At 43.3% G+C, this 6,000-nt stretch carries 6 protein-coding genes; 3 read left to right on the forward strand and 3 right to left on the reverse strand.

Features of this window, described 5'->3' with window-relative positions; all coding sequences use genetic code 11:
* Nucleotides 1–258 precede the first annotated feature (258 nt).
* Nucleotides 259–2,022, forward strand: coding sequence for a sensor domain-containing phosphodiesterase (locus BN1044_RS17510; RefSeq protein WP_072309756.1), 1,764 nt, complete (start codon nucleotides 259–261; stop codon nucleotides 2,020–2,022).
* A 185-nt stretch (nucleotides 2,023–2,207) separates the two neighbouring features.
* Here BN1044_RS17510 and umuC read toward each other — a convergent pair whose 3' ends face one another.
* Together umuC and umuD are read right to left on the reverse strand one after the other, a co-directional pair.
* Nucleotides 2,208–3,476: a translesion error-prone DNA polymerase V subunit UmuC gene (gene umuC / locus BN1044_RS17515; protein WP_072309757.1), complete on the reverse strand. Its 1,269-nt coding sequence runs from the start codon at nucleotides 3,474–3,476 to the stop codon at nucleotides 2,208–2,210.
* A complete protein-coding gene (gene umuD, locus BN1044_RS17520) occupies nucleotides 3,476–3,895 on the reverse strand; it encodes a translesion error-prone DNA polymerase V autoproteolytic subunit (protein WP_072309758.1) in 420 nt (139 codons plus the stop codon). Before umuD ends, umuC begins: the two co-directional genes overlap by 1 nt.
* Before the next feature lie 870 nt (nucleotides 3,896–4,765).
* On the opposite strand from umuD, the gene BN1044_RS17530 reads away from it, so the two are divergent.
* Complete coding sequence (locus BN1044_RS17530) at nucleotides 4,766–5,311, forward strand: serine acetyltransferase (RefSeq protein ID WP_072309760.1); 546 nt, start codon at nucleotides 4,766–4,768, stop codon at nucleotides 5,309–5,311.
* A gap of 18 nt (nucleotides 5,312–5,329) precedes the next feature.
* Here BN1044_RS17530 and BN1044_RS24235 read toward each other — a convergent pair whose 3' ends face one another.
* A complete protein-coding gene (locus BN1044_RS24235; RefSeq protein ID WP_081329612.1) occupies nucleotides 5,330–5,581 on the reverse strand; it encodes a tail fiber assembly protein in 252 nt (83 codons plus the stop codon).
* On the opposite strand from BN1044_RS24235, the gene BN1044_RS24240 reads away from it, so the two are divergent.
* Nucleotides 5,561–5,662, forward strand: coding sequence for a glycine zipper domain-containing protein (locus BN1044_RS24240; protein WP_368072897.1), 102 nt, complete (start codon nucleotides 5,561–5,563; stop codon nucleotides 5,660–5,662). The genes BN1044_RS24235 and BN1044_RS24240 overlap by 21 nt on opposite strands.
* The last annotated feature ends 338 nt before the right edge of the window (nucleotides 5,663–6,000 follow it).

Here is a 6,000-nt window from a genome sequence, read left to right on the forward strand (position 1 = left end):
TGAACTTCCGCTTCTCGCTCATAGCTGCTGGTCAAATATCTCTCATTCAGCATGCGAGATGATAGTATCTGGCTGAGGGGCAGATTTACCTGGCAGCCCAGGGGCGATATTTCCGGGAGACAATCAACGAGAAACATTTTAATGTGAGAGTTAGGCAGGTCACAGCGTATGTATTACCACATGCCATCAGATGAATGATACATGCCACCTGCGAGTGTGGAATAACCAAAAGCCTACTGCACTGGAGGATGTCTTGCCATGTTGACCGATCTAAGCAGAGATGAAAGTAAAAGACTTGCGGCAATAGAATTGTTGAAAAATCCTGATAAGGGTCGTGATGATGCGTTAGAAAAATATACTCATCTAATATGCCACTTGCTAAGCATGCCGATGGGCTTTGTTTCTGTTCTAGATGAAGAAAAGCAATACATCAAATCCGCCCAGAATATTGCCGTCACGGAAACCAGCCTGAGTGAGGCATTTTGCGTACAGACCCTGAAGAAGAGTAAGACATTCATTTGCCATGACACCCATCAGCACCCTACCTTTCGTGACTATCACGCGGTAAAAGAAGCTCCATTCATTCGCTTTTATGCAGGATGTCCACTTAAAACCCAAGATGGAGTACCCGTAGGTACCTTGTGCATTCTCGATACTCAACCTAGAGAACTTTCAGACGAGCAGCTTTATCTTTTTGAGAAGATTGCAGGGCTTATATCGGATTTTCTGGCCTCTTGGCACTCCGTGGGCTATCTCGATATAGTCACGCTATTACCAAACCGGCAGCGACTGTTGAAAGATATCGAGATTTCAGCTGAAGGAGTATTCAGGCTCGTCATTATTGATTGTATTGATATGCCATTAGCCTACGAAATGGCTCGCTCGCTCGGTATGGCTGCCGTCGAAAATCTTCTTCGTAATATGGCCACCGAGTTGCAGGCCCGCCTACCTTTAACAGGGCTACTCTACGCCGTGGCAGTCGGACGATTTGCCTTTTTTACCCATAAGCAAAAAGCCCTGACATTAGAAGATATCTCTCAAAGCCTTAAGGGGATTCAGGCCAGGATCACCCCGGAAGTTCCCCTTGATCTGGATATTCATATGGGTGACTCCGGGCTTTGCGATAAATCTTTGACATCGAATGAAATTCTCCGCCGCGCTGTCAGCGCGTTGCACGAAGGGATAAGTCAGGGCCGCCGGTTTACAGTCTATGATGATGCACTGGATACCCGTAAGAAGACTGACTTCATCCTTCTTACTGAAGTCAGACAAGCACTACATGAAAACCAAGGCTTATATCTGGTTTATCAGCCGAAAATCTCACTGGTGACAGGGCGTGTGACGGGGGCCGAAGCTTTGCTTAGATGGCAGCACCCTAAAAACGGCGAAGTGTTACCGGGTGTGTTTGTTCCTCTGGTCGAAAAGACCAGTCTGATGCGAGAACTCACAGCGTGGGTTATCGATCACACTATTGCGCAATTAAGTGACTGGCAAAGCCGTGGGCTTTCTTTAACCGTGTCGATAAATCTGGCCGCCAGTGATTTTTCAAGACCAGATTTTGCCGATGAGCTGGAACAGAAAATTCTGGATGCACATCTGGATCCCGCCCAACTGGGGGTGGAGTGTCTGGAAACCGAGAAGATGCTGGAAAGCCACGCTGCACTTATCGGCTTAGCCATGCTCAAACTACGCGGATTTAAAATATCTCTGGATGATTTTGGTTCCGGATATAGCAACATTAATTACCTGCGACAAATCCCGATGGACACCATCAAGCTTGACCGCTCTATTGTAAGTAAGGTTGCTCACGACAAGTCCAGCCGCATCATTATTCGCAACGTTATCACCCTCCTCAAGCAGCTCGATTATATCGTTCTGGCCGAAGGAGTCGAGGAGGCCAGTACCGTTGATATTTTAAGAACGCTGGGTTGCGATGAAGTTCAGGGCTATTTTTTTGCTAAACCAATGACGCCAGATGCTTTTGAAACTTGGTATCATGCCAGAGACAAAGCCTTAAAGTGAGCGAGTATTAAGTAAATACATATTGTTGCCTGCACGTAATAAATGAAAAAGAAGGGAGATGCTCTCCATTGATTATCAGACGCCAATGATAGTTCTACACCTGGGTAATCATGACAAATTCTAACTACCGCTATTCGCTCTTAGCGGACTGATACCTTTCTGTATCCTGATACAGGACTAGGCACTTACTTAGCAAACGCTATGGGCAACTCTGAAAAACGCGTGGTATAGGCTGGGGAAAGCATGTTTCGTTTCATCTGCCAACCCTTCATGATCCCTTGCCCTGCAAACCAAATCTTGCCCCTACCCTTATTGTTTATCTCATCGAGAACCTTCATCAGCGACTCGCTGTTGGGCTTTGGCCCCAACTCATCAAAAAGATTAAGCTGTGATACGCCTTTATCGTAAAAGTCACCAAGCATGATCCCCGCTTTTTGATACCGATTACCCGGCTGCCAAATTTTATCTAAACATGACAATGCGTGTTTGATGATATCTCGAGTGTCATTCGTGGGAGTTTCTAGCCGTGAAGACGCTAAATTGCTGTAATACAACTCCCGCGCAGCAAATGGCGATGTTTTGATGAAGGTGCTGACATGTTTACAGAACTGGCGCTCACCGCGCAGCTTCTCCGCGGCGCGCTCAGCATAGCTACAGATAGCCTCTTTCATATCCTGGTACTCAGTGATTCGTTCACCAAAACTTCGGCTGCACACAATTTGCTGTTTGATTGGAGCGACTTCTTCGATATCGAGGCATGATTCGCCACGCAGCTCCCGCACCGTTCTTTCAAGCACAACGGTATAGTTCCTACGAACATAGGCCAGATCCATATCGGCTAACTTCAGCACTGTATCAACGCCTATAGTTCTAAGTGACTTGGAAAGTCGTCTGCCAACTCCCCACACCTCTTCTACTGGCATGATGGCCATCAACTTACGCTGTCTTAGCTCATTCGATAAATCGACAACGCCGCCAGTTTTACTCCACTGCTTTGCCGCATGATTAGCAAGCTTAGCCAGCGTTTTCGTCGGGGCAATGCCCACGCCCACCGTTAGGTGCGTACTCCACTTAATTGTTTCACGTACTTCACGCCCAAAATCTTCAAGATTACGGCAATGGCTCACACCACGGAGATCCATGAACGCTTCATCAATCGAATACACTTCAACTCGCGGTGCCATCGCATCAAGCAACCTCATCACTCTCTGACTCATATCACCATAGAGCGAGTAGTTACTGCTAAAAACATGCACGCCGTGCTGCTCAAATAATTGTTTTTGCTTGAAGTAAGGCTCGCCCATTTTTATCCCGAGTTTTTTTGCCTCGGCAGAACGCGCAATCACACAGCCATCGTTATTTGAAAGCACAACGATTGGCTTACCATTCAGGTCGGGGCGAAATGCTGCCTCGCAGCTGGCATAGAAGCTGTTCACGTCAACAAGGGCAAACATCACCGCGCCTCATTAATCACAAACTTAACCACACCAAATGCCTCCAGATCCTCCCCTTCATAAAGTTCGATAGGTGGATAAGCAGGGTTCTCAGCTAAAAGCATCGTTCTTGGTCGAGTGACATAACGCTTGACCGTGAACTCACCGCCAAGGCACGCAATGATAATGTCGTTATGCTGAGGTCTGATGCTCGAATCCACTAACAACAGTGAACCGTCGAAAATGCCCGCCCCTGTCATTGATTCACCGGACACACGGACAAAGTAAGTGGCCGCAGGGTGTGCAATTAAGAGCTCGTTTAAATCGATTGGCTTGTCAATGTAGTCGGCAGCAGGACTCGGAAAACCTGCTGGCACACGATTGTCAAAGAGTGGAAGAGATACAACTGAAAGAGAGGCTGCAGCTGGATAAAATTTCATAACGTCAAACCATGATTACTGTATATACATACAGCATAATGTAAGTTTTTAATTATGGAAATAGCTCACTGATTAGATAAACAGCGATTAGGCGGGAATGTTCTGATTAGGCAGGGATTAAATATTTTCTAAGATTAGATCTATCCAAATCCTTGGCTCACTCGCTTACTTTTACTCAACTCGCAAGCATTTGAAAAATGGCTCTCACTTGAAACATAAAAAATTCTTATGGCTGGTATGGAAAATTCCCATGCTTAATCTACTATCTATGTGTTACTGCAATACCTACCTCAGAAGTTAAAAAACTGCATGTTTTACTCCCTTTGCTTCAGGCTACCCGTTAAGTAGCCTGAAGTTTTTTTATATGGTAATTCAATGAAAAAGCGTAAAAATTACACTAGGCAAGTTCAAATAATCGAGCAGGAATCACCTATAAACTTAGATACTGATGACTATATAATATTAAGAGACACTTATGATTATTTGAGAACTATCAAGCCCGTTGTGTCAGTCGAGTTCGTCATCTCTTGCTTTGTCACTGAGCTTGAATCGACTACAGATGCACTTCTTGCAGAAAGCTATAGACGCTTACTCACCTATCTTCATAAAACGCCTAATCAATTTGTTTAATCGACAGGATAGATCCCACATGCTGACTGACGCAAACCTAGGTCATCGGGGTCTTCTTTTACATAGGAACATGAAGTTTTTCGTTGATGACAGCTCTGATACCCACCATATTTCCGAATATACTGGGATATGAATATTTCTTTTTTCAATGTAAAATTTAAGCACATCTATGTTGAATATTCAGGTTTCCATGATGGTTGACAAAAATAAATTAGTGACTGATGTGATGAGAACTCTACAATGAATGATAATTATCTCCATTTCAAAAGATGCATCTCAGCAGAAATATTGAACAAGCGCAAATTCTCTTGGCGCAGGGTTCTACACCGCTATTGGTCTCTACCCAATAAGCGATTCTATCTTTGGTGGAGATTAGCTGAGTTATTTTTTAGTCGTGATGGCACTACAAGTAAGTGGGCAGCTCGCTACCTAAATAGAAAAATAATGAAGAACTTCAACACAGAGATTGGTCTAGGCGCTAAAATTGCTCCTGGCTTTAAAGTAGTTCACTTTCAAGGGGTTGTAATTACTGATTGTTGTAACATTGGTGAAAACTTTACGATAAGGCAAAACACTACAATTGGAATTCAAGGTAAAACAAGCGCAATGATTATAATTGGAAACAATGTAACTGTTGGTGCTAACTCATGTATTTTAGCCGATAATATTAATATTGGTGACAATGTAGTAATTGGTGCCATGACTTTTATAGGAAAAGATATACCACCAAATACTACTGTATATACTGAGAAAACAAATAAATTGATAGTTAACGACATAAGTTAGCTATTCATATCGTAATTTTCACTCAGGAAGCACTGGCCACTTGATATCTGGTGCTTTTGATGTATCCAGCCTACTTAATACAACTCTAATTGACTTTAACTCCCTCAACAAAATCAATTCATCGTTTGATATATCATCTAATTCAAGTGCATCTTGCAAAGGAAGTATTCTATCAGAGATATGCCGAAGCATGTCCGAGCGCTGGGTATCAGCTAAGGCTACAACCTCATCTTGTGACAATATGAAGTGGTGGATACAGCGAAACAGCAAGTAGAAACAAACCCTCTTGCTTCGGTAGCTATTTCAGCTGGTATTGGTCTAGTTCTAGGCTACTTACTTGGTAGAAAGTAATCTCTGGTCCCTAATTTAGGGGCTCTTGCTCTAAATATTTGAAAACGAAGATTGAGTTAATCGTATTCATACCATTCATGCTTTCGCTTCATTCTCCGTGTCATAAAATTAGGTAAGCCTGATAGCTGTGCACTCATGCGCAGTCGACCTCTGTTAATTAATATCTATATCTGTATCTATAGAAAATTTTAATTACCTCCAAAGTGATGAACGCCAAAGCTGTCACTTCTCCCTTATTACAATTACCAGCAATTGAAATAATACTCATGCTAACAATTTACTAAGAATACACTTCTGTGTGGTTCTGGAATGCACAATGCAATTCAGATGTAGAATAC

It is taken from the genome of Hafnia alvei (assembly GCF_900095695.1).
Lineage (GTDB): Bacteria > Pseudomonadota > Gammaproteobacteria > Enterobacterales > Enterobacteriaceae > Hafnia > Hafnia alvei_B.

Bases quoted from the DNA above. Each gene is read 5' to 3' on its own strand.
- BN1044_RS17510 (WP_072309756.1), top strand. From the start codon at position 259: ATGTTGACCGATCTAAGCAGAGATGAAAGTAAAAGACTTGCGGCAATA.
- umuC (WP_072309757.1), bottom strand. From the start codon at position 3,476: ATGTTTGCCCTTGTTGACGTGAACAGCTTCTATGCCAGCTGCGAGGCA.
- umuD (WP_072309758.1), bottom strand. From the start codon at position 3,895: ATGAAATTTTATCCAGCTGCAGCCTCTCTTTCAGTTGTATCTCTTCCA.
- BN1044_RS17530 (WP_072309760.1), top strand. From the start codon at position 4,766: ATGAATGATAATTATCTCCATTTCAAAAGATGCATCTCAGCAGAAATA.